Origin of the sequence: Bradyrhizobium sp. 613_E4_N2_2 (genome assembly GCF_052075995.1) — a bacterium.
GTDB classification, from domain to species: domain Bacteria; phylum Pseudomonadota; class Alphaproteobacteria; order Rhizobiales; family Xanthobacteraceae; genus Bradyrhizobium; species Bradyrhizobium barranii.
Genome location: NZ_CP197234.1, coordinates 1,992,024 through 2,008,370, shown reverse-complemented (window position 1 = coordinate 2,008,370; position 16,347 = coordinate 1,992,024). Strand labels below are relative to the sequence as shown.

24 protein-coding genes are annotated in these 16,347 nt (G+C 63.8%); 16 read left to right on the top strand and 8 right to left on the bottom strand.

Annotated elements, in window-relative coordinates; translation table 11 throughout:
* Positions 1 to 93: 93 nt before the first annotated feature.
* Genes AB7290_RS09515 through thiC form a run of 3 tightly spaced genes read left to right on the top strand, consistent with a single transcriptional unit; the run spans position 94 to position 3,394 of the window.
* Positions 94 to 876 (top strand): thiazole synthase, encoded by a 783-nt coding sequence (locus AB7290_RS09515; protein WP_085405143.1) that lies wholly within the window; start codon positions 94 to 96, stop codon positions 874 to 876.
* A complete protein-coding gene (locus AB7290_RS09510) occupies positions 863 to 1,471 on the top strand; it encodes a thiamine phosphate synthase (RefSeq protein WP_085405144.1) in 609 nt (202 codons plus the stop codon). The genes AB7290_RS09515 and AB7290_RS09510 overlap by 14 nt, the downstream gene beginning before the upstream one ends.
* Positions 1,472 to 1,495: 24 nt before the next feature.
* Entirely contained in the window at positions 1,496 to 3,394 is a 1,899-nt protein-coding gene (gene thiC / locus AB7290_RS09505) for a phosphomethylpyrimidine synthase ThiC (RefSeq protein WP_085405145.1), read from the top strand.
* Positions 3,395 to 3,532: 138 nt separating this feature from the next.
* Here thiC and AB7290_RS09500 read toward each other — a convergent pair whose 3' ends face one another.
* Positions 3,533 to 4,024 carry a hypothetical protein gene (locus AB7290_RS09500; protein WP_135214818.1) on the bottom strand — a complete coding sequence of 164 codons (492 nt, stop codon included), beginning with the start codon at positions 4,022 to 4,024 and terminating at the stop codon, positions 3,533 to 3,535.
* Positions 4,025 to 4,156: 132 nt separating this feature from the next.
* Positions 4,157 to 4,375, bottom strand: a complete 219-nt coding sequence (locus AB7290_RS09495) for an HTH-like domain-containing protein (RefSeq protein WP_085405147.1) — start codon at positions 4,373 to 4,375, stop codon at positions 4,157 to 4,159.
* Between the two features lie 82 nt (positions 4,376 to 4,457).
* On the opposite strand from AB7290_RS09495, the gene AB7290_RS09490 reads away from it, so the two are divergent.
* The gene (locus tag AB7290_RS09490) at positions 4,458 to 5,027 is read left to right on the top strand and encodes a mismatch-specific DNA-glycosylase (protein WP_094184514.1); all 570 of its coding nucleotides are present in this window, start codon (positions 4,458 to 4,460) and stop codon (positions 5,025 to 5,027) included.
* 116 nt (positions 5,028 to 5,143) lie between these two features.
* On the opposite strand, the gene AB7290_RS09485 is transcribed toward AB7290_RS09490, so the two are convergent.
* Together AB7290_RS09485 and AB7290_RS09480 are read right to left on the bottom strand one after the other, a co-directional pair.
* Positions 5,144 to 5,872, bottom strand: coding sequence for an SDR family oxidoreductase (locus AB7290_RS09485; protein WP_085405317.1), 729 nt, complete (start codon positions 5,870 to 5,872; stop codon positions 5,144 to 5,146).
* Between the two features lie 182 nt (positions 5,873 to 6,054).
* The gene (locus AB7290_RS09480) at positions 6,055 to 6,492 is read right to left on the bottom strand and encodes a VOC family protein (protein WP_085405148.1); all 438 of its coding nucleotides are present in this window, start codon (positions 6,490 to 6,492) and stop codon (positions 6,055 to 6,057) included.
* Between the two features lie 166 nt (positions 6,493 to 6,658).
* On the opposite strand from AB7290_RS09480, the gene AB7290_RS09475 reads away from it, so the two are divergent.
* The 3 genes from AB7290_RS09475 (at position 6,659) to AB7290_RS09465 (ending at position 8,591) form a co-directional block, all read left to right on the top strand.
* Entirely contained in the window at positions 6,659 to 7,309 is a 651-nt protein-coding gene (locus tag AB7290_RS09475; protein ID WP_085405149.1) for a glutathione S-transferase family protein, read from the top strand.
* A gap of 185 nt (positions 7,310 to 7,494) precedes the next feature.
* A complete protein-coding gene (locus AB7290_RS09470; RefSeq protein ID WP_085405150.1) occupies positions 7,495 to 7,887 on the top strand; it encodes a hypothetical protein in 393 nt (130 codons plus the stop codon).
* Between the two features lie 11 nt (positions 7,888 to 7,898).
* Positions 7,899 to 8,591, top strand: coding sequence for a glutathione S-transferase family protein (locus AB7290_RS09465; RefSeq protein ID WP_085405151.1), 693 nt, complete (start codon positions 7,899 to 7,901; stop codon positions 8,589 to 8,591).
* A 110-nt stretch (positions 8,592 to 8,701) separates the two neighbouring features.
* Here AB7290_RS09465 and AB7290_RS09460 read toward each other — a convergent pair whose 3' ends face one another.
* The gene (locus tag AB7290_RS09460) at positions 8,702 to 9,136 is read right to left on the bottom strand and encodes a hypothetical protein (RefSeq protein WP_085405152.1); all 435 of its coding nucleotides are present in this window, start codon (positions 9,134 to 9,136) and stop codon (positions 8,702 to 8,704) included.
* A gap of 529 nt (positions 9,137 to 9,665) precedes the next feature.
* Here AB7290_RS09460 and AB7290_RS09455 point away from each other — a divergent pair.
* The 3 genes from AB7290_RS09455 to AB7290_RS09445 all read left to right on the top strand — a co-directional run bounded on the left by AB7290_RS09455 (position 9,666) and on the right by AB7290_RS09445 (position 10,998).
* A complete protein-coding gene (locus AB7290_RS09455) occupies positions 9,666 to 10,049 on the top strand; it encodes a RidA family protein (RefSeq protein WP_085405153.1) in 384 nt (127 codons plus the stop codon).
* A 197-nt stretch (positions 10,050 to 10,246) separates the two neighbouring features.
* Positions 10,247 to 10,507: a hypothetical protein gene (locus AB7290_RS09450; RefSeq protein ID WP_085405154.1), complete on the top strand. Its 261-nt coding sequence runs from the start codon at positions 10,247 to 10,249 to the stop codon at positions 10,505 to 10,507.
* Between the two features lie 239 nt (positions 10,508 to 10,746).
* Positions 10,747 to 10,998: a hypothetical protein gene (locus AB7290_RS09445; RefSeq protein ID WP_085405155.1), complete on the top strand. Its 252-nt coding sequence runs from the start codon at positions 10,747 to 10,749 to the stop codon at positions 10,996 to 10,998.
* A 106-nt stretch (positions 10,999 to 11,104) separates the two neighbouring features.
* On the opposite strand, the gene AB7290_RS09440 is transcribed toward AB7290_RS09445, so the two are convergent.
* Positions 11,105 to 11,590 (bottom strand): molecular chaperone DnaJ, encoded by a 486-nt coding sequence (locus AB7290_RS09440; RefSeq protein WP_085405156.1) that lies wholly within the window; start codon positions 11,588 to 11,590, stop codon positions 11,105 to 11,107.
* A gap of 111 nt (positions 11,591 to 11,701) precedes the next feature.
* Here AB7290_RS09440 and AB7290_RS09435 point away from each other — a divergent pair, with 111 nt between their 5' ends.
* The 3 genes from AB7290_RS09435 (at position 11,702) to AB7290_RS09425 (ending at position 13,534) form a co-directional block, all read left to right on the top strand.
* Positions 11,702 to 12,469: an SDR family NAD(P)-dependent oxidoreductase gene (locus AB7290_RS09435; protein ID WP_085405157.1), complete on the top strand. Its 768-nt coding sequence runs from the start codon at positions 11,702 to 11,704 to the stop codon at positions 12,467 to 12,469.
* A gap of 204 nt (positions 12,470 to 12,673) precedes the next feature.
* Positions 12,674 to 12,922 carry a helix-turn-helix domain-containing protein gene (locus tag AB7290_RS09430; protein ID WP_071910270.1) on the top strand — a complete coding sequence of 83 codons (249 nt, stop codon included), beginning with the start codon at positions 12,674 to 12,676 and terminating at the stop codon, positions 12,920 to 12,922.
* A gap of 108 nt (positions 12,923 to 13,030) precedes the next feature.
* Positions 13,031 to 13,534 carry a collagen-like triple helix repeat-containing protein gene (locus AB7290_RS09425; protein WP_085405158.1) on the top strand — a complete coding sequence of 168 codons (504 nt, stop codon included), beginning with the start codon at positions 13,031 to 13,033 and terminating at the stop codon, positions 13,532 to 13,534.
* Here the strand turns inward: AB7290_RS09425 and AB7290_RS09420 are convergent.
* Entirely contained in the window at positions 13,531 to 13,770 is a 240-nt protein-coding gene (locus AB7290_RS09420; RefSeq protein ID WP_028152311.1) for a hypothetical protein, read from the bottom strand. The two genes, AB7290_RS09425 and AB7290_RS09420, sit on opposite strands and share 4 nt — an antisense overlap.
* A 95-nt stretch (positions 13,771 to 13,865) precedes the next feature.
* Positions 13,866 to 14,132 carry a DUF2277 domain-containing protein gene (locus AB7290_RS09415; RefSeq protein WP_085405159.1) on the bottom strand — a complete coding sequence of 89 codons (267 nt, stop codon included), beginning with the start codon at positions 14,130 to 14,132 and terminating at the stop codon, positions 13,866 to 13,868.
* Between the two features lie 242 nt (positions 14,133 to 14,374).
* Here AB7290_RS09415 and AB7290_RS09410 point away from each other — a divergent pair, with 242 nt between their 5' ends.
* From AB7290_RS09410 to AB7290_RS09400, 3 genes are all read left to right on the top strand, one after another.
* The gene (locus AB7290_RS09410; protein WP_085405160.1) at positions 14,375 to 15,436 is read left to right on the top strand and encodes an alpha/beta fold hydrolase; all 1,062 of its coding nucleotides are present in this window, start codon (positions 14,375 to 14,377) and stop codon (positions 15,434 to 15,436) included.
* A gap of 18 nt (positions 15,437 to 15,454) precedes the next feature.
* Positions 15,455 to 15,796 (top strand): MmcQ/YjbR family DNA-binding protein, encoded by a 342-nt coding sequence (locus AB7290_RS09405; RefSeq protein ID WP_085405161.1) that lies wholly within the window; start codon positions 15,455 to 15,457, stop codon positions 15,794 to 15,796.
* 197 nt (positions 15,797 to 15,993) lie between these two features.
* Positions 15,994 to 16,347 carry a hypothetical protein gene (locus AB7290_RS09400; RefSeq protein ID WP_028152315.1) on the top strand — a complete coding sequence of 118 codons (354 nt, stop codon included), beginning with the start codon at positions 15,994 to 15,996 and terminating at the stop codon, positions 16,345 to 16,347.

Genomic DNA, 16,347 nt, shown 5'->3' with positions numbered 1-16,347 from the left:
CCGGTCTCTCCCCACGTGCCCCAAGAGAAATCACGCGGTATGGGTCCCCGCCTTCGCGGGGACGACAGTTGAACTTGAGGAGACACCTCGGACATGGTGACCTTCTACGGCAAATCCTTCCCCTCCCGCCTCCTGATCGGCAGCGCGCTGTATCCCTCGCCTGCGATCATGCAGGCGGCGATCCGTGCCTCCGGCTCGAACATCGTCACGGTATCGCTGCGCCGCGAAGCCGCCGGCGGCAAGACCGGGGACGCATTCTGGAATCTGATCCGCGAGCTCGACGTCAGCGTGCTGCCGAACACCGCCGGCTGCCGCAGCGTGCGCGAAGCCGTGACCACCGCAAAACTCGCGCGCGAATTGTTCGGCACATCCTGGATCAAGCTGGAAGTGATCGCCGACAACGACACGCTGCAGCCCGACGTCGTCGGCCTGGTCGAAGCCGCCACCATCCTGATCAAGGACGGCTTTGAGGTGTTCCCCTATTGCACCGAGGATCTCTCGGTCGCGAACCGCCTGGTCGATGTCGGCTGCAAGGTCGTCATGCCCTGGGCCGCGCCGATCGGCTCGGCCCGCGGCATCACCAACCGCGACGCGCTGAAACTGCTGCGCGAGCGCCTGCCTGATATCACGCTGGTGGTCGATGCCGGCATCGGCGCGCCGTCGCATGCGGCCGAGGCGCTCGAACTCGGCTACGACGCCGTGCTGCTCAACACCGCCATCGCTAAAGCCGCCGATCCCGTCGCGATGGCCAATGCCTTCCGTCTCGGCTGTGATGCCGGCCGCACCGCCTACGAAGCCGGGCTGATGAACGCCCGCGACTTCGCTTCCCCCTCCACCCCTGTCGTTGGGACACCATTCTGGCATGCCGTATCCTGATCGCTTCTATCCCGTCGTCGACAGCCTCAAATGGGTCGAACGCCTGACCAAGCTCGGCGTCGGCACCATCCAGCTGCGCGCGAAAGACCTCAACGATGCCGACGCGCTCCAGATCGTCACCGATGCGCTGGCGATCACGAAGGACACGCAGGCCAAGCTGGTCGTGAACGACTATTGGCGCGCGGCCGTCGTCGCCGGCGCAAAATATCTGCACCTCGGTCAGGAAGACCTGGCGGAAGCGGACCTCAAGGCCATCCGCGAGGCCGGCCTGTCGCTCGGCATCTCCACCCATGACGACGCGGAGCTAGAGACCGCGCGTGCCGCAGAGCCCGACTACGTCGCGCTCGGTCCGATCTTCTTCACCACGCTCAAATCGATGCGCTTCGAACCGCAGGGCATTCCGAAGATCACGGAATGGAAGAAGCGGATCGGCAGCATCCCGCTGGTCGCGATCGGCGGCATCAAGTTCGAGCACGCCGCGGAGATCTTTGCCGCCGGCGCAGATTCCATCGCCGTCGTCAGCGACGTCACCCAAAACGCCGACCCGGACGCGCGAGTCAAACAATGGCTTGGCGATTCCGCCAAAGCCGCCTGAACGAGAGATACAACGGAGGATCCCATGAACATCCGCTCCAACCCCGACAAGACCGTTCCCGCCGTCACCACCGGCCCGCTGCCCTCGTCGCGAAAAATCTTCGCGTCTCCGGACGCTGCGCCCGACATCCGCGTGCCGTTGCGCGAGATCATCCTCTCCGAGGGCGCCGGCGAGCCCAACCTGCCGGTCTACGACACCTCGGGCCCCTACACCGACCCGACCGTTACCATCGACGTCAACGCCGGCCTGTCGCGCAACCGTCTCGCCTGGGTCAAGGAGCGAGGCGGCGTCGAGGAGTATCAGGGCCGCGATATCAAGCCGGAGGACAATGGCAACGTCGGCGCCTCGCATGCCGCAAAGGCCTTCACCGCGCACCACAAGCCGCTGCGCGGCCTCGACGGCCACAAGATCACCCAGCTCGAATTCGCCCGCGCCGGCATCATCACCAAGGAAATGATCTACGTCGCCGAGCGCGAAAACCTCGGCCGCAAAAAACAGCTCGATCGCGCGGAGGCAGCGCTGGCCGACGGCGAAAGCTTTGGCGCCGAAGTCCCTGCCTTCATCACCCCGGAATTCGTCCGCTCCGAGATCGCGCGCGGCCGCGCCATCATCCCCTGCAACATCAACCACGCTGAGTTGGAGCCGATGATCATCGGCCGCAACTTCCTCACCAAGATCAACGCCAATATTGGCAACTCCGCCGTGACGTCGTCGGTGGAAGAGGAAGTCGACAAGATGGTGTGGGCGATCCGCTGGGGCGCCGACACCGTGATGGACCTCTCCACCGGCCGCAACATCCACACCACCCGGGAATGGATTCTGCGCAACGCGCCGATCCCGATCGGCACCGTGCCGATTTACCAGGCGCTGGAGAAGTGCGAAGGCGATCCCGTCAAACTGACCTGGGAGCTCTACAAGGACACGCTGATCGAGCAGTGCGAGCAGGGCGTCGACTACTTCACCATCCACGCCGGCGTGCGCCTGTCCTATATCCACCTCACCGCCAACCGCGTCACCGGCATCGTCAGCCGCGGCGGCTCGATCATGGCGAAGTGGTGCCTGGCGCATCACAAGGAGAGCTTCCTCTACACCCATTTCGACGAGATCTGCGACCTCATGCGCAAGTATGACGTCTCGTTCTCGCTCGGCGACGGCCTGCGCCCCGGCTCGATCGCGGATGCCAACGACCGCGCGCAGTTCGCCGAACTCGAGACGCTCGGTGAACTGACCAAGATCGCGTGGGACAAGGGCTGTCAGGTCATGATCGAGGGCCCCGGCCACGTGCCGATGCACAAGATCAAGATCAACATGGACAAGCAGCTCAAGGAGTGCGGCGAGGCGCCGTTCTACACGCTTGGACCGCTGACCACCGACATCGCGCCGGGCTACGACCACATCACCTCGGGCATTGGCGCCGCCATGATCGGCTGGTTCGGCTGCGCCATGCTCTGCTACGTCACGCCGAAGGAGCATCTCGGCCTGCCTGATCGCAACGACGTCAAGGTCGGCGTCATCACCTACAAGATCGCTGCGCACGCCTCCGACCTCGCCAAGGGCCACCCGGCCGCCCAGCTCCGCGACGACGCGCTCTCCCGCGCCCGTTTCGACTTCCGCTGGAGCGACCAGTTCAACCTCGGCCTCGACCCCGACACCGCCAAGAACTTCCACGACGAGACCCTGCCGAAGGAAGCCCACAAGGTCGCGCATTTCTGCTCGATGTGCGGACCAAAATTCTGCTCGATGAAGATCACCCAGGACGTGCGGGACTATGCGGCGACGCTGAACGACCCGAACAGCGTGGGCATGTCGATGAGCGGCACCGCCGAGGACGGCATGGCGAAGATGAGCGCGAAGTTCAAGGAGATGGGCTCAAGCGTGTATCTGGATGCGGAGAAGGTGAAGGAGAGCAATCGGGTGCTGTGAAGGATATCCCTACTCCATCGAACTCAGGGGCCGGGTGAAAGTCCGGCCCCTCTCATTATGAGACTATCTTGTAACTAGAGCCTCCTACCATCGCTCTTTGACCGAGCGCCTTCGCGGAACGGCTAGCCTTAGCGTCCGCTAGCTCAACTCCAGCGCCCGCATTAGAACTTGATTGGCATTCTCGAAATTTTGGCGTTGATCCCGAATTCCGTAGGCCCACTTTTCGCCGTGGAATAAATTATTCCTCAGCCGATACGTGATCAACAATAACGCCGCAATCATGTCCTTCGGAGTTGGCTGTTCTTGGCTCAGAGCCTCCTCGACCAACTTCCGGCAATCGCTCCGTCCAAATCTTAGTCCTTCGAAGAGATCACCGAAGGTTCCATTCAAGAAATAGCGAGACCTGAAATAGTGAAACGCACCTTCAAATGGATCGCGCTGGAGTCCTCTCGTCGAATCCCAATCCTCTACTTTCCTAACAAGACCCACAGCGTTTGCCCGCGCGTTCATTACCTGTAACTCAAACAGGCCCCATAGAAGAGAAAAGTGCGCAATGGCAGCCCGTTCTCGCTCATTCAGTTGAGCGTAGCCAAGAGCACGATTTGCGAGCCAATTTTCGGGATCAATCACGTTAAGCACTCCAGTCGAGTTAGCAAGCGCAGCCCGGATGAGCGCAGCGATATCCGGGGTCTTTGCTTTCCCGCATATCGCTCCGCTCATGCGGGCTACAACAGCTCAAGCTAAGAATTCGGTATCGAAGACTCATCGAATGGAGACGTACTCGGCTAGGTTAACTCCCTTTCGAATTTCGGTTCCGTACGATTCGTGGATGCCAGCTCTGATAGCGACCTCCTTACAAGATATTCCTTCGAGTTGACTCGCCCACCGAATGCCGAACAGATGAATAGCTATCACTTTCTTGCCTTCTTCGGCGGTGTCATAGTCTTGGCGCAACTGATCCGCCAACTCTTGAACGATCACGGAGAGCTCCCTCTTAATCTTTTAGTGCGCTTGTTGGTGTCACGGGTTGAATGGACGCATTTGTGACCGGCTGAGCTTTCTTATGCAACTGGCAAACCTAGAAGCTGTCGACTTGCCTGAAATCCCCCACCGCCTCCCCGATCAGCTCCGCCCCAACCTCCGCCTCGTCTTCGTCGGCACCGCCGCCAGCACGCGCTCGGCCGCGGTCGGACACTACTACGCCCATCCCGGCAACCGGTTCTGGCGCGCGATCCATGAAGCCGGCATCACGCCGCGGCGGTATCAGCCGGGCGAGTTCGCCATGCTGCTCGAACTCGGGATCGGCTTCACCGATCTCTCCAAGTCGGGCGCCGGGATGGATCATCAGATCGCGACTGAAACGATCGACGTGCCCGGCTTCAGGGCCAAGATCGAAACATATCGGCCGCGGACGATTGCGTTCACGAGCAAGAAGGCCGCGAGCTTGTTTTACGGCAGGCCGTCGAGTGGGATCGCGCTGGGGCGGCAGCCGCGCGAGGAGAAGCTCCCCGACGTGTTCGTGCTGCCCTCGCCGTCCGGCGCTGCGTCCGGTCACTGGACGCTGGAGCCTTGGCGGGAGCTTGCGGCGTGGATCGCTGCGTTGGACGCTCAACCCCCACAGACCTCATCCTGAGGAGACCGCGCAGCGGTCGTCTCGAAGGATGGCCGCAGGCGACATCCGGGCCTGCATGGTTCGAGACGGCGCTTCGCGCCTCCTCACCATGAGGAGTTAGAACACCCGTTGCCGCCCTAAAGATCGAAATTGGTCGGCAGCATGACCACGTCGCGAATGGTCATGCCGCGCGGCCGTGTCAGCATGAACATCACGACCTCAGCCACGTCACTGGCCTCCAGCAGGCTACCCGTTTCCCTGGCTTCCTTCAGCTTCTCCGGCGGCCAGTCCGCGAGCAATGAGGTGACGACCGGGCCGGGCGAGATCGAGCCGACGCGAATGCCGTGCTTGAAGACCTGGCGCCGCACCGTCTGGACGAAGCAGTTGATCGCCCATTTGGACGACGCATAGACCGGCTCCCAGGGCGTCGGAAAATGCGCCGCCAGCGAGCTCGTGACGATGATGTCGCCGCTCCGGCGCGCGATCATGTGCGGCAGCACGTCGTGCACGTTCTTCATCACGACGTTGACATTCAGGTTCAGCATCCGGTCGATGGCCATAGTGTCGGCATCGACCAGATCGCCGCCGACATAGGTGCCAGCATTCGCATGCAGGATGTCGAGCTGGCCTGCCTTCTCCAGGACGCGCGGCAGCAACGATGCGCAGTCCCTGGGATCCAGGAGGTCGACGACCAGCGGGATCACGGCGTCGCCATGCCTGTTGCTGAGCGCCTTCAGCGCGGCCTCGTCGCGGTCGACCATCACCACGCGCGCGCCCGCGGCCAGCATTGCTTCAGTGCTCGCCAACCCGATGCCCGACGCGGCCCCGGTCACGGCAGCAACCTTGCCTTCCAATTCGTTTCCCATGGGATCACCATCCTGCTGATGGTCGTCAGTATAGCGATGCAAGGCGAATTGGCGATGCGGATGGTTGGCTTCGTAGGGTGGGCAAAGGCGCTCTTGCGCCGTGCCCACCATCTCTCAACAAATCCGGAAGAACGGTGGGCACGGCGCGCGAAGAGCGCGCCTTTGCCCACCCTACGGCACCGTCACCCCGCATACGCCCTATCGAGGTCCGCGATGATGATCTTCCGCATCTCCATCATCGCCTGCATGACGCGGTTCGCTCTGGTACGGTCGGGATCGCCGAGGTAGCGGCCGAGCGCCGACGGGATCACCTGCCAGGACAGTCCAAATTTGTCCTTGAGCCATCCGCATCGGGATTCCTCGCCACCGTCGGCAGTGAGGCGGCTCCAGAAGTAGTCGACCTCGGCCTGCGTCTCCACGCTGATGAAGAACGAGACCGCCTCGGTGAAGCGGTATTGCGGCCCGCCGTTGAGCGCGTGGAAGCGCTGGCCTTCGAGTTCGAACACCGCCATGAGGTCGCTGACGGTCTCGACTTTTGCGTTGGGGAACACCGCTTTGTAGAAGGCGACGGCTTCCTGGACGTTGTTGGCGAACCAGAGGAACGGCGTGATTGACGTCATGAAATTGTATCCTTTCGTCTTGGACCGGACGCGCGACCATCGCTGCAAGGACGAGCGGCGGAACGGTGTTCCGACACGGGCGCCGGACTTTTTACGGCGCCCCTGTCGGAACCCGAGCCGGCCGTTCGTCCTTTGAATGCAACGCCGATCACCCCGGAGCCGCCAGATGCCCACCATCACAGCCTTCGAAAACTCACCCGACCGCGGCAAGGGGCAGGCGCGCGACATGCGCGTTCGCTGGGCGCTCGAGGAAGTGGGCCTGCCCTGCGACGTCCGCCTCGTGTCGTTCGCGGCGATGAAGGACCCCGCCCATCTTGCGCTGCATCCGTTCGGGCAGATTCCGACCTATGAGGACGGCGATCTCGCCTTGTTCGAGTCCGGCGCGATCGTGCTCCATATCGCCGAACGCCATGATGGATTGTTGCCAAAGGATGCGAATGCGAGGAGCCGCGCGATCGCATGGATGTTTGCCGCGCTCAACACGCTGGAGCCGCCGATCGTCGAGTTCGGGATGACGATGCTGTTCGAGCGCGACAAGGGCTGGTACGAGGAGCGGCTGCCGGTCCTGAAGGATCGGGTCCGTATCAGGCTCGGCGAATTGTCGCGTCGCCTCGGCGAGGCCGAGTGGCTCGACGGCGCGTTCAGCGCCGGCGATCTCATGATGGTGACGGTGCTGCGCCGGTTGAATGCATCTCGCCTGCTGGAGGAATATCCCGACCTCTCGGCCTATGTCGCCCGCGGCGAAGCGCGGCCTGCATTCCGGCGGGCGTTCGATGCGCAACTGGCGGTGTTCACCGCCGCATCGACCAGCAGATAGAGGCCGCGCCTCTCACTGAAGCGGTACATCACCCCGAATTAATACGTCGAACGGGCGACGCCGGGCGTCCTCCGATCGAATGACGCTGCGCACAATGCGCAAGGACAGTTGCCAGCCCGTCGCTCCGGCGATACGACTTGAGGTGGAAGAGCCTGATATCAACCGGCCCGCAGGAAGGCACCGCCATGAGCGACGATCTCTCCGGCGTCTGGGATGGCAGCTACATTCAACCGGGCACCGGAATGGTCACCTTCACCGCAACTCTGGTCGAAACCGGCGGCGCGCTCAGCGGAAGCGTGACCGAGCCCTGCTCGAACCCGCGATGCCCGCTGCGCACCCACAACGCCTCGATCGCGGGTCAGCGCTCCGGCAACGCGGTCTCGTTCGTCAAACACTACGAGCCGCCCGGCCACGGCTACGACACGGTCCATTACGAAGGCACGGTGAACGCCGAGGCGACCGAAATCGACGGGCGCTGGCAGCTGCAGGGCTCTTCCGGCGCGTTCCTGATGATCCGCGCCAGCAAGGCCGCGCAAGCGGCCACGACGGAGCAACACGCCAAGGTGCCATCGCGCTGAAGGGAGCGACCATGCTGACCCTCTATTCCTATCCGGAACTGTTCGGCGTCGCCGACAACAACGGCTACGGCCTCAAGGTCTACGCGTTCCTGAAGCTAGCAGGCGTGCCGTTCGTGCACGAGCACGTCTTCGATGCCTCTGCCGCGCCGCGCGGGCAGCTGCCTTACGTCGTCGACGACGGCGAGACCATCGGCGACAGCGAGACAATCATTGCGCATGCGATCGCCAAATATCGTCTGAGCATCGATGCCGCGCTGTCGCCGGACGCACGGCGGACCAATCATCTCGTCACCCGCATGCTGGACGATCTCTACTGGGTGATGTCGTATTCGCGCTGGAAGGACGATCGGTTCTATCCGGCATTCCGCGACGCCTTCATCGCGCAGCATCCGCAGATCGACGCGGCCGGATTCGAGAAAGCCAAGGCCTACAACGCGCAGCGCTATTATTACCAGGGCATCGGCCGCTACACGCCCGAACAGGCCTACGCGCGGGGGCTTGCCGATCTGCAAGTGCTGGCCGAGATCGTGCCTACGGCAGGCTTCGTCCACGGCGCAGCGCCGACCAGCTGTGATGCCGGCATCTACGGCTTCATCGCCAACATCTATTATTTTCCGATCCCGACGCCGCTGAAGGCCTTCGTCGATGCGCACGCCAATCTCGTCGCGCATTGCGAGCGGATTCATGCGGCGGTGAGTTCGTAGTTCGTAGGGTGGGCAAAGGCGCGCTCCTTGCGCGCCGTGCCCACCATGCATCCGCATTTGCGGTACGAATGGTGGGCACGCTTCGCTTTGCCCACCCTACGCCTCGCGCCTTACCGCATCGTGATCGCGAGCCCGCTCAGATCCGCATTCGCCATCAGGCCGGTCTGGTAGCCCGACAGCTCCAGCACCGCGCCCTTCTGGTTGGTCAGCACGATGGCGCGAGCGCCACGGCCGACGGCAAGACCGGCACCGGCCGCGCCATAGACGCCGGCGACGTCGGAAGGACGGTTGATGTTGGAGACGCGGCCACGCAGCACGGTCTTGGAGCCGCCGAACACGAGGCCGTAGTCGAGCCCGCCGGTCGAGAGCCCATACGAGCGACCGCGGAAGTTCAGCACGCCCGAGCCGCCCGAACCGCCGATGATCCAGCCCGCCTTGTAGATCGTCAGCACCACGGTGCCGCCGTCGGCCAGCGCCGAGGTCGAAAGGCCGGCCAGAGCGGCAATGGCGACCAGCGCGGCGCGGAAGGTGGTAGCGAGCTTCATGGGGCGTCTCCGGGGGCTATTTTTCAAGGGAGGATTCGAATCAGACGCAGCGAATGTATCCGATGGATCGCGGCGGCAACATGATGGAGCAGCCGTGAGGCGTCTGCCGCAGCAGCGCATTCAACTGTCATCGCCCGGCTCGACCGGGCGATCCAGTACGCCGAGACGGCAATGAGATGCGAAGAAGCCGAGGCGTACTGGATGCCCCGCCTGCCGCCTACGCTAAAGCTTCGGCGCCCCTGGACCTCAGCCCCGGCGAAGCCTTGGCGTAGCCGGGTCGCGGGGCATGACGGCGGAGTTTGAGGCCGCCTACCGGCACCACCGCCATGATGCCATTCTGCCCCTGTTTTGCCCGACGGAGCAAGCGAATTGTTCGGCTATACCGAATTTGAAACGCTCACGATTTCTACGGTGCATGGGGTTGTTTTCGCGTTTTTGTTTTACCAGCCTTCCCCAATGCCGATTGCAACTCCCCCGCATGTCGCTACGCTCGTGTGGGCGACGCGACCGTTCCATCCGAGGTGATCCCATGTCGATCCAGCATTTCGCACCCCCGCCGCACGTCAAGGCGCCGCCGCTGTCCTTTGCCACGCGTGTCGGCGATCTCCTGTTCGTCTCCGGCATTCCCGGCTTCGACGGCAATGGCGCGCTGCCGGACGGTTTCGAGGCGCAGTTCGCCAACGTCGCCGTCAACATCAAGCGCGTGCTGGACGAGGCCGGCGCGACGGTCCGCGATCTCGTCAAGGTCAACGTGCTGCTCACGCGCGCTTCCGACGTCGCCGCGATGAACGCACTCTATGCCGGCGCGTTCGGCCCGCCGCCCTACCCGGCGCGCACCACCTGCGTCGTGCAGGCCCTGCCCGACCCGAAAATGCTGATCGAGATCGAGGCAATTGCATCACTGGCGAAGTGAGCCACGCTTAGCGTATGTGTCTTGGCGCATGTGTCTTGGCGTATGAGTCTTGGCGTATGTGTCTTGTCGGGCACTCGGCCGAACCAAGTGCACGGCTCCCTCTGACATATCCGTGAAACGGCCGCCCCTCGGCTTGCCAAGGACCTGCTTTTACCGCACGGATTTTCGGGTCCCACATCCCCACAAGGAGATTTTTCATGCGTCGCGTTCTCGCCCTCTGTGCCGTTGCCGGCATCGCCACCTCCGTGTTTGCCGTGCCGGCGTCGGCGGCGGTCGGCTATTACGTGATCCGCTGGGACAACACCGGCATCTGCCAGGTCTGGAACGAGGACCTGAAGTACAAGCCGTTCCAGTGGGGCGCGTCGACCTACAAGGTCGTCAGCAAGCCGGTCCCGACCTTCACCGCGGCTTCGGATCTCCAGATCAAGCTGCGTTCGGAGCGCCGCTGCACGCTCTGAGCGTCACGCGACCAATTTGATTTTGAGGGCGGGCCGCGCGAGCGACCCGCCCTTTTCCTTTGCAGGCGCGCGCTGGTTTTCCGGCTCAAATGACGCATTTCCTGCGCGCACGCTTTGAACCTGATCGGCCGGCGGAGCTACTCACAACTTGTCCGGGGCGCATCCCCAAAAGCGCCCCACACCATGCCTCCCCGTCATTGTCGGGAGGCGCATCACATCTTTCATTTGAGGAGCTGATCATGCGTCGTATTTCCGTGCTGTGCGCTGCTGCCGGTCTTGCCGTCACTGCCTTCGTCGCCGCGAGCCCTGCCGAAGCCAGCTATCACCTGATCCGCTGGCAGGACACCGGCTTCTGCCAGATCTGGGACGAGAGCATCCCGACCGCGCCGTGGCCCTCCGACTACGCCCGCGTCAGCACGACCGTGCCGACCTTCGTCGACGCACTCGTGCTGAAGGATCACGCGTTGAAGAGCGGTCACTGCACCTGGTAAGATTTCGATCGGCGGATCGACGAGCGGGCAAGGGCGCGACGCGTTCTTGCCCGCTCTTTTTTTGCCTGCACAGAGCGGACCGACGAGGCGCAGCGACAGCGCGCCCTCACGCGTCCTTGTGCGCGCCGGGATGGATCAGGATGTCGCGCGCAGCGGCGAGGTCGATGAAGGCTTGCGCGCTTCCGCCCTGGTCGGGATGCTTGCCCTTGGCGGCGCGACGGTAGGCCTGGTTGATGTCGTCGCAGGTGAGCTGCACGGCAAGCGGCAGGCCGAGCATCCTGCGGGCACGATCTTCGCTCGAGAGCTTCTTCGGCATGGCGTTGCGGCGGCCGAAGCGTGGCGCGGTGAGATCATGGACGACCTCGAGGATCACGCCGATGCGGCGCTGGGCCGCCAGCGTGACGCTGTGATCGTCATTGTCCACGGCCTGGCGCAGCACCGGAAGCGCCTGCTCGGCCGCCTGGCGCAGCGTGGCATCCGTGCTCATGCGCACGATCTCGGCGACGAGCCGGCCCGCCTCGGCCCAGCCGGCCGGCTGCGCCGACCGCAGGCGTTCGAGAGCGAGTTTCCAGGATTCAAGCCGTCCCATCATGCGCGCAACGTTTAGCAATGAAGATCAGTATGCCAAGGCGGCCGTTTCCGACCCCTTAATTTCGAGTTAGCCTTTCATGAAACTTCGAAACGAATCCAGGGGGAAATTGTCATGGCATTGCTCGCAAACCATATCGCCGTCGTCACGGGCGCCGGATCCGGCATCGGCCGGGCGATCGCGGCCGGCTACGCCCGCGAGGGCGCGCGAGTGGTGCTGCTCGACGTCAACGCCGACACGGTCGCGGAGGCCGCGCAGGAGATCCGCAAGGCCGGCGGCAAGGCCGAGAGCTTTGCGCTCGATGTCACCAAGCGTGACGACTGTTTTGCGCTCGCCAGGCAGGTCGCCGACAAGGTCGGGCAGGTCTCGATCCTCGTCAACAATGCCGGCATCACCCGACGCAACGCCTTCACCGCGGACACGGAGACGGTGGCGAAGGACTGGAACGACATCATCTCGCTCAACCTCAACGGCGTCTTCAACGTGACGCAGGCGTTCCTCGCGCCGCTGCGGGCCGCCAGGGGCCGCATCGTCAATATCGGCTCGATCCAGTCCTTCGTGCATCTGCGCACGCCGAGCTCGGCGGCGTATACGACCTCGAAGCACGGCGTGCTCGGCTTCACCAAGGCGCTCGCGGCCGAGCTCGGCAAGGAAGGCGTGCGCGTCAATGCGATCGGGCCGGGCTTCATCGAGACCAACATCAACGCCAACGTGCGCGCGACCAATCCGGCGCTGGTGCAGGCCTTCGTCGATCACACCCCGCTGGCGCGCACCGGCAAGCCCGAGGACATCGTGGGCCCCGCGATCTTCCTGGCGTCGGATCTGTCGGCCTATGTCACGGGGACGATCGTGATGGTGGACGGCGGGTACCGGACGGTGTGAGCGGGCGCGCAAAATCGGCCCGCATCGCTATGCATCCCGTGCCAATCGCGGCACCTTCGCGGCAATCCCAAGGTCAATTGGTGCGATCGTCCGCGATTAACCACTCGTTAACCAAACCCGCCCACCGTAGATCTACGGCTAGGGGGCCGTTGGTTCTCGATCGCTTCCAAAGATGGAAGCGGGCGTTGATCGGGAGGTGTGTTGATGACCACTGTTCATGTCGCTGCGTCCGATCCGGGCGCGCAATTTCTTGCCCCTAACCAAATCGTTCCGCTGCTGATCGGCGCGACCGTCGACGAGGTCGAGCGCGAGCTCGTGCTCCAGACGCTCGCACGCTGCGACGGCAACCGCACGCGCGCATCGCGCGTGCTCGGCCTGTCGGTGCGCACGTTGCGCAACAAGATCAGGATCTATGCAGCGTCCGGCATCGACGTGCCCGCGTATCACGACTAGCACGCGGGCACGATTGGTGTTGATCAAGCCCGGCGCAAGGCGTCGGCGGAATTGCTGCTGTCGTCAAACGCCGCTAAGTAGCTTGCTTCCGGTCAAGGGAGCAGCGGCGTGGCAGACGAACAGAAACGGCAGGGACCGCAAGGTCCGCGCGGACGGCAGGGCGAACCCGGACGGCCAGGGCCGCAGGGGCATCCCGGCCGGCGCGGCCCAGACGGCCAGCGCGGCAAGCCGGGACCGCAAGGCAAGCCCGGGGCGGCCGGAAAGGCCGGAGCGCAAGGCAAGGCCGGCCTGCCGGGCAAGCCCGGCGAAGCCGGTGCTCGGGGCGCGGCCGGGCCGCAGGGGCCGCAAGGCCCTCGCGGCGAGCCCGGACCGCCCGGCCAGCTGCCGTCGATCGAGCAGGTGCTGCCGTGGCTCGATCAACTCTTCGACGCCTGGGACGAGCGCCGCCGTCAGCGCGAGCGTGAAGCTGCCGAACGCGAGGCGCTGGAAGCCGCCGTGCACGAGGTTGAAGAGGCGATCGTCGATGACGAGGCCGACGACGGCGAAGGCGAAGGCGAAGGCGACGATCACCGGAAGAAGAAGAAAAAGAAGAAGCACGGCCACAAGGACTAGCCGGGCGGAAGTTGCTTCGACGCCCCGGAGGACTCATCCTTGCGCGGCAGCATGCCCATGCGCTCGAACTGCCAGCGCATGGCGCGGTACCAGAGATAGCCGACCAGCGTGCCGAGCAGCGTCAGGATGACAAGGTTGACGCTGCTGTAGGAGCCGCTCCACCACATCATCCATGCGGTCCACAGCACGGTGAAGGTGACGGCACCTGCTCTGAGAGGAATAAGGGGGCGGCTCATGGTCGTGCTCCGGGCTGTCAAAACCCCGGCGGACGTCATCGCAATTTGAGGCCGCTCTCACCGTGAGCCAGATCACGGAATGGACGCAGGACCGCCTAACCGAACCGCAGCCGCGAACGCTCCTTGGCCTTCTCCGCCTCGATCTCACGGTCGCGCGCCGGCGCATGGGTATGCAGTGAGGTCAGGAGCTTTCGCGCAGTCGCCGACACTTCCGCGACCGCAAGCTCGAAGGCCTCTTCATTGGCCTGAGACGGCTTGTTGAAACCGGAAAGCTTGCGCACGAACTGGAGCGCGCTGGCGTGGATCTCGTCCTCCGTCGCGGGCGGCTCGAAGTTGAACAGCGTCTTGATGTTGCGGCACATGCAGGCTCTCCCGTAGCGGTGTTCCCCTGAGGACGATTGGCGAGGCCGAAATCCTACATCCCGGGCGCAGCCGTGTCATAGGCAGGACCAGCCATATCTGATCCGCAATTATTCCCCTTGCGCGCCGCACCATCGGGGAATGTTTTTCGGGGGGCGATGATGGGTCCGGTCTCGATCCTCCGTGACCAGCTGATAAGATCGCGTCCAACGCGGCCGACCATGAGCCGCATGGGGAGAGAAACATGAAAACGTCTTGCGCGGCGCTAGCGGCCATCCTGCTGTCCATCGCAACGCCGGTTATGGCCGCCGATTATCCAGCGCCGAAGCAAGGCGACTGGATCGCCAAGGACTTCAAGTTGCACACCGGCGAGACCATGCCGGAATTGAAGCTGCACTACACCACTGTCGGCGAGCCCTCTGGCCAGCCCGTGCTGGTGCTGCACGGCACCGGCGGCTCGGGCGCGAGCATGCTGTCGCCCGCCTTCGCCGGCGAGCTGTTCGGTGCGGGACAGCCGCTCGATGCGTCCAAATATTACATCATCATCCCCGACGCGATCGGCCACGGCAAATCGTCAAAACCGTCCGACGGCATGAAGACGAGCTTCCCGAAATACAATTACGACGACATGGTCGAGGCGCAGCATCGCCTCGTGAAGGAAGGCCTCGGCGTCAAACATCTGCGGCTCGTGATCGGCAATTCGATGGGCGGCATGCAGACCTGGCTGTGGGGCGAGAAATATCCGCAGGAGATGGACGCGCTGGTGCCGATGGCCTCGCAGCCGACCGAGATGGCCTCACGCAACTGGATGATGCGGCGGATTATGCTCGACACCATCAGCAACGATCCCGACTACAACGGCGGCAACTACACCAGCCAGCCGCGCATGATGAAATACGCCATCACCGCCTACGGCATCGCCAGCATCGGCGGCACTCTGGCCTATCAGCAGCAGGCGCCGACCGCGGCCAAGGCCGACAAGATCGTCGACGAACGGCTGGCGACACTGATCACGGCGGATGCCAACGACTTCCTCTACCAGTGGGGCTCCTCGCAAGACTACAATGCCGGCGACAAGCTCGAGCAGATCGAGGCGACGCTGCTGCTGATCAACTCCGCCGACGACGAGCGCAACCCACCGGAGACCGGGATCACGGACGCGGCAATGAAGCGGGTCAAGAACGGCAAGCTGTATCTGATCCCCGCGAGCACCGAGACGCGCGGCCACGGCACCACCGGCAACGCGAAATTCTACGTCGAGCAGGTCAGGCAATTGCTGCAAACCGCGCCGCAGCGGACGATGTGAGCCGAGCAGCAAGACCGCATGTCGAACGCTCGCTTTCGCAAGGCTGCGCTGGCGCTTCCCGGCGTCATCGAGGGCGCACATCACGGCCATGCCGACTTTCGTGTCGGCAAGCGCGTGTTCGCGACGCTGGGCTATCCCGATGAAAAATGGGGCATGGTGAAGCTCACTCCCGACCAGCAGGCCGTGCTTATCGACGCGGAACCGGAGATGTTTCGTCCGGTCCCCGGCGCCTGGGGCAGGAGCGGCAGCACGAATGTGAAGCTGGCGAAGATCGATCAGGTCACGTTGCGGAGCGCACTCGAGATGGCATGGCGCAATGTCGCGCCTAAGTCGCTGCTTGCATCGCTTGAGACGCGATAGGAAGGACCGTACGTGCAGGTTCGCACTGTGCGCCTGGCTGGCCGCCCATACCGCAACGCATCATATGCGGCGCCTCTCGCGCCGCATATTATTTGAGCATGCATTGCGCTGACAGCTCGGGCTTAATCGCATCAACGATACGAATCGAACGCGACGCGATCGCGCGCAGTCGGCGCGCGACGCAGGGAGGAGTTCGCATGCACAGGCTCGCGCTGTGCGTTTGGTTGGCCGCGACGATGGCGCAGACGAGCGCCGCGTTCGCGTTCGACAACGGCCAATACGACCACGTGCCGCCCGACATCCGCGCCTGGTTCAAGAGCGTGATCGCGCCGAACGGCGTGCCCTGCTGCGACATCTCCGACGGCCATCGCACCGACTACGATGTGCGAGGCGGCACCTATTGGGTACCGATCGAGGGACAGTGGATGGAGGTGCCCGAGCGCGCCATCATCCGCGATCGCGGCAATCCGGTCGGCCAGGCCGTGGTGTGGTACGTCCACCATCGCGGCGCGATCATCATCAGTTGCTTCGTGCCGGCCGATGCGGTGTAG

What these genes read in the sequence shown, in the direction of transcription:
- AB7290_RS09515 (WP_085405143.1), top strand. Translation starts at nt 94, where the DNA reads ATGGTGACCTTCTACGGCAAATCCTTCCCCTCCCGCCTCCTGATCGGC.
- AB7290_RS09510 (WP_085405144.1), top strand. Translation starts at nt 863, where the DNA reads ATGCCGTATCCTGATCGCTTCTATCCCGTCGTCGACAGCCTCAAATGG.
- thiC (WP_085405145.1), top strand. Translation starts at nt 1,496, where the DNA reads ATGAACATCCGCTCCAACCCCGACAAGACCGTTCCCGCCGTCACCACC.
- AB7290_RS09490 (WP_094184514.1), top strand. Translation starts at nt 4,458, where the DNA reads ATGCAACTGGCAAACCTAGAAGCTGTCGACTTGCCTGAAATCCCCCAC.
- AB7290_RS09485 (WP_085405317.1), bottom strand. Translation starts at nt 5,872, where the DNA reads ATGGGAAACGAATTGGAAGGCAAGGTTGCTGCCGTGACCGGGGCCGCG.
- AB7290_RS09480 (WP_085405148.1), bottom strand. Translation starts at nt 6,492, where the DNA reads ATGACGTCAATCACGCCGTTCCTCTGGTTCGCCAACAACGTCCAGGAA.
- AB7290_RS09475 (WP_085405149.1), top strand. Translation starts at nt 6,659, where the DNA reads ATGCCCACCATCACAGCCTTCGAAAACTCACCCGACCGCGGCAAGGGG.
- AB7290_RS09470 (WP_085405150.1), top strand. Translation starts at nt 7,495, where the DNA reads ATGAGCGACGATCTCTCCGGCGTCTGGGATGGCAGCTACATTCAACCG.
- AB7290_RS09465 (WP_085405151.1), top strand. Translation starts at nt 7,899, where the DNA reads ATGCTGACCCTCTATTCCTATCCGGAACTGTTCGGCGTCGCCGACAAC.
- AB7290_RS09460 (WP_085405152.1), bottom strand. Translation starts at nt 9,136, where the DNA reads ATGAAGCTCGCTACCACCTTCCGCGCCGCGCTGGTCGCCATTGCCGCT.
- AB7290_RS09455 (WP_085405153.1), top strand. Translation starts at nt 9,666, where the DNA reads ATGTCGATCCAGCATTTCGCACCCCCGCCGCACGTCAAGGCGCCGCCG.
- AB7290_RS09450 (WP_085405154.1), top strand. Translation starts at nt 10,247, where the DNA reads ATGCGTCGCGTTCTCGCCCTCTGTGCCGTTGCCGGCATCGCCACCTCC.
- AB7290_RS09445 (WP_085405155.1), top strand. Translation starts at nt 10,747, where the DNA reads ATGCGTCGTATTTCCGTGCTGTGCGCTGCTGCCGGTCTTGCCGTCACT.
- AB7290_RS09440 (WP_085405156.1), bottom strand. Translation starts at nt 11,590, where the DNA reads ATGATGGGACGGCTTGAATCCTGGAAACTCGCTCTCGAACGCCTGCGG.
- AB7290_RS09435 (WP_085405157.1), top strand. Translation starts at nt 11,702, where the DNA reads ATGGCATTGCTCGCAAACCATATCGCCGTCGTCACGGGCGCCGGATCC.
- AB7290_RS09430 (WP_071910270.1), top strand. Translation starts at nt 12,674, where the DNA reads ATGACCACTGTTCATGTCGCTGCGTCCGATCCGGGCGCGCAATTTCTT.
- AB7290_RS09420 (WP_028152311.1), bottom strand. Translation starts at nt 13,770, where the DNA reads ATGAGCCGCCCCCTTATTCCTCTCAGAGCAGGTGCCGTCACCTTCACC.
- AB7290_RS09415 (WP_085405159.1), bottom strand. Translation starts at nt 14,132, where the DNA reads ATGTGCCGCAACATCAAGACGCTGTTCAACTTCGAGCCGCCCGCGACG.
- AB7290_RS09410 (WP_085405160.1), top strand. Translation starts at nt 14,375, where the DNA reads ATGAAAACGTCTTGCGCGGCGCTAGCGGCCATCCTGCTGTCCATCGCA.
- AB7290_RS09405 (WP_085405161.1), top strand. Translation starts at nt 15,455, where the DNA reads ATGTCGAACGCTCGCTTTCGCAAGGCTGCGCTGGCGCTTCCCGGCGTC.
- AB7290_RS09400 (WP_028152315.1), top strand. Translation starts at nt 15,994, where the DNA reads ATGCACAGGCTCGCGCTGTGCGTTTGGTTGGCCGCGACGATGGCGCAG.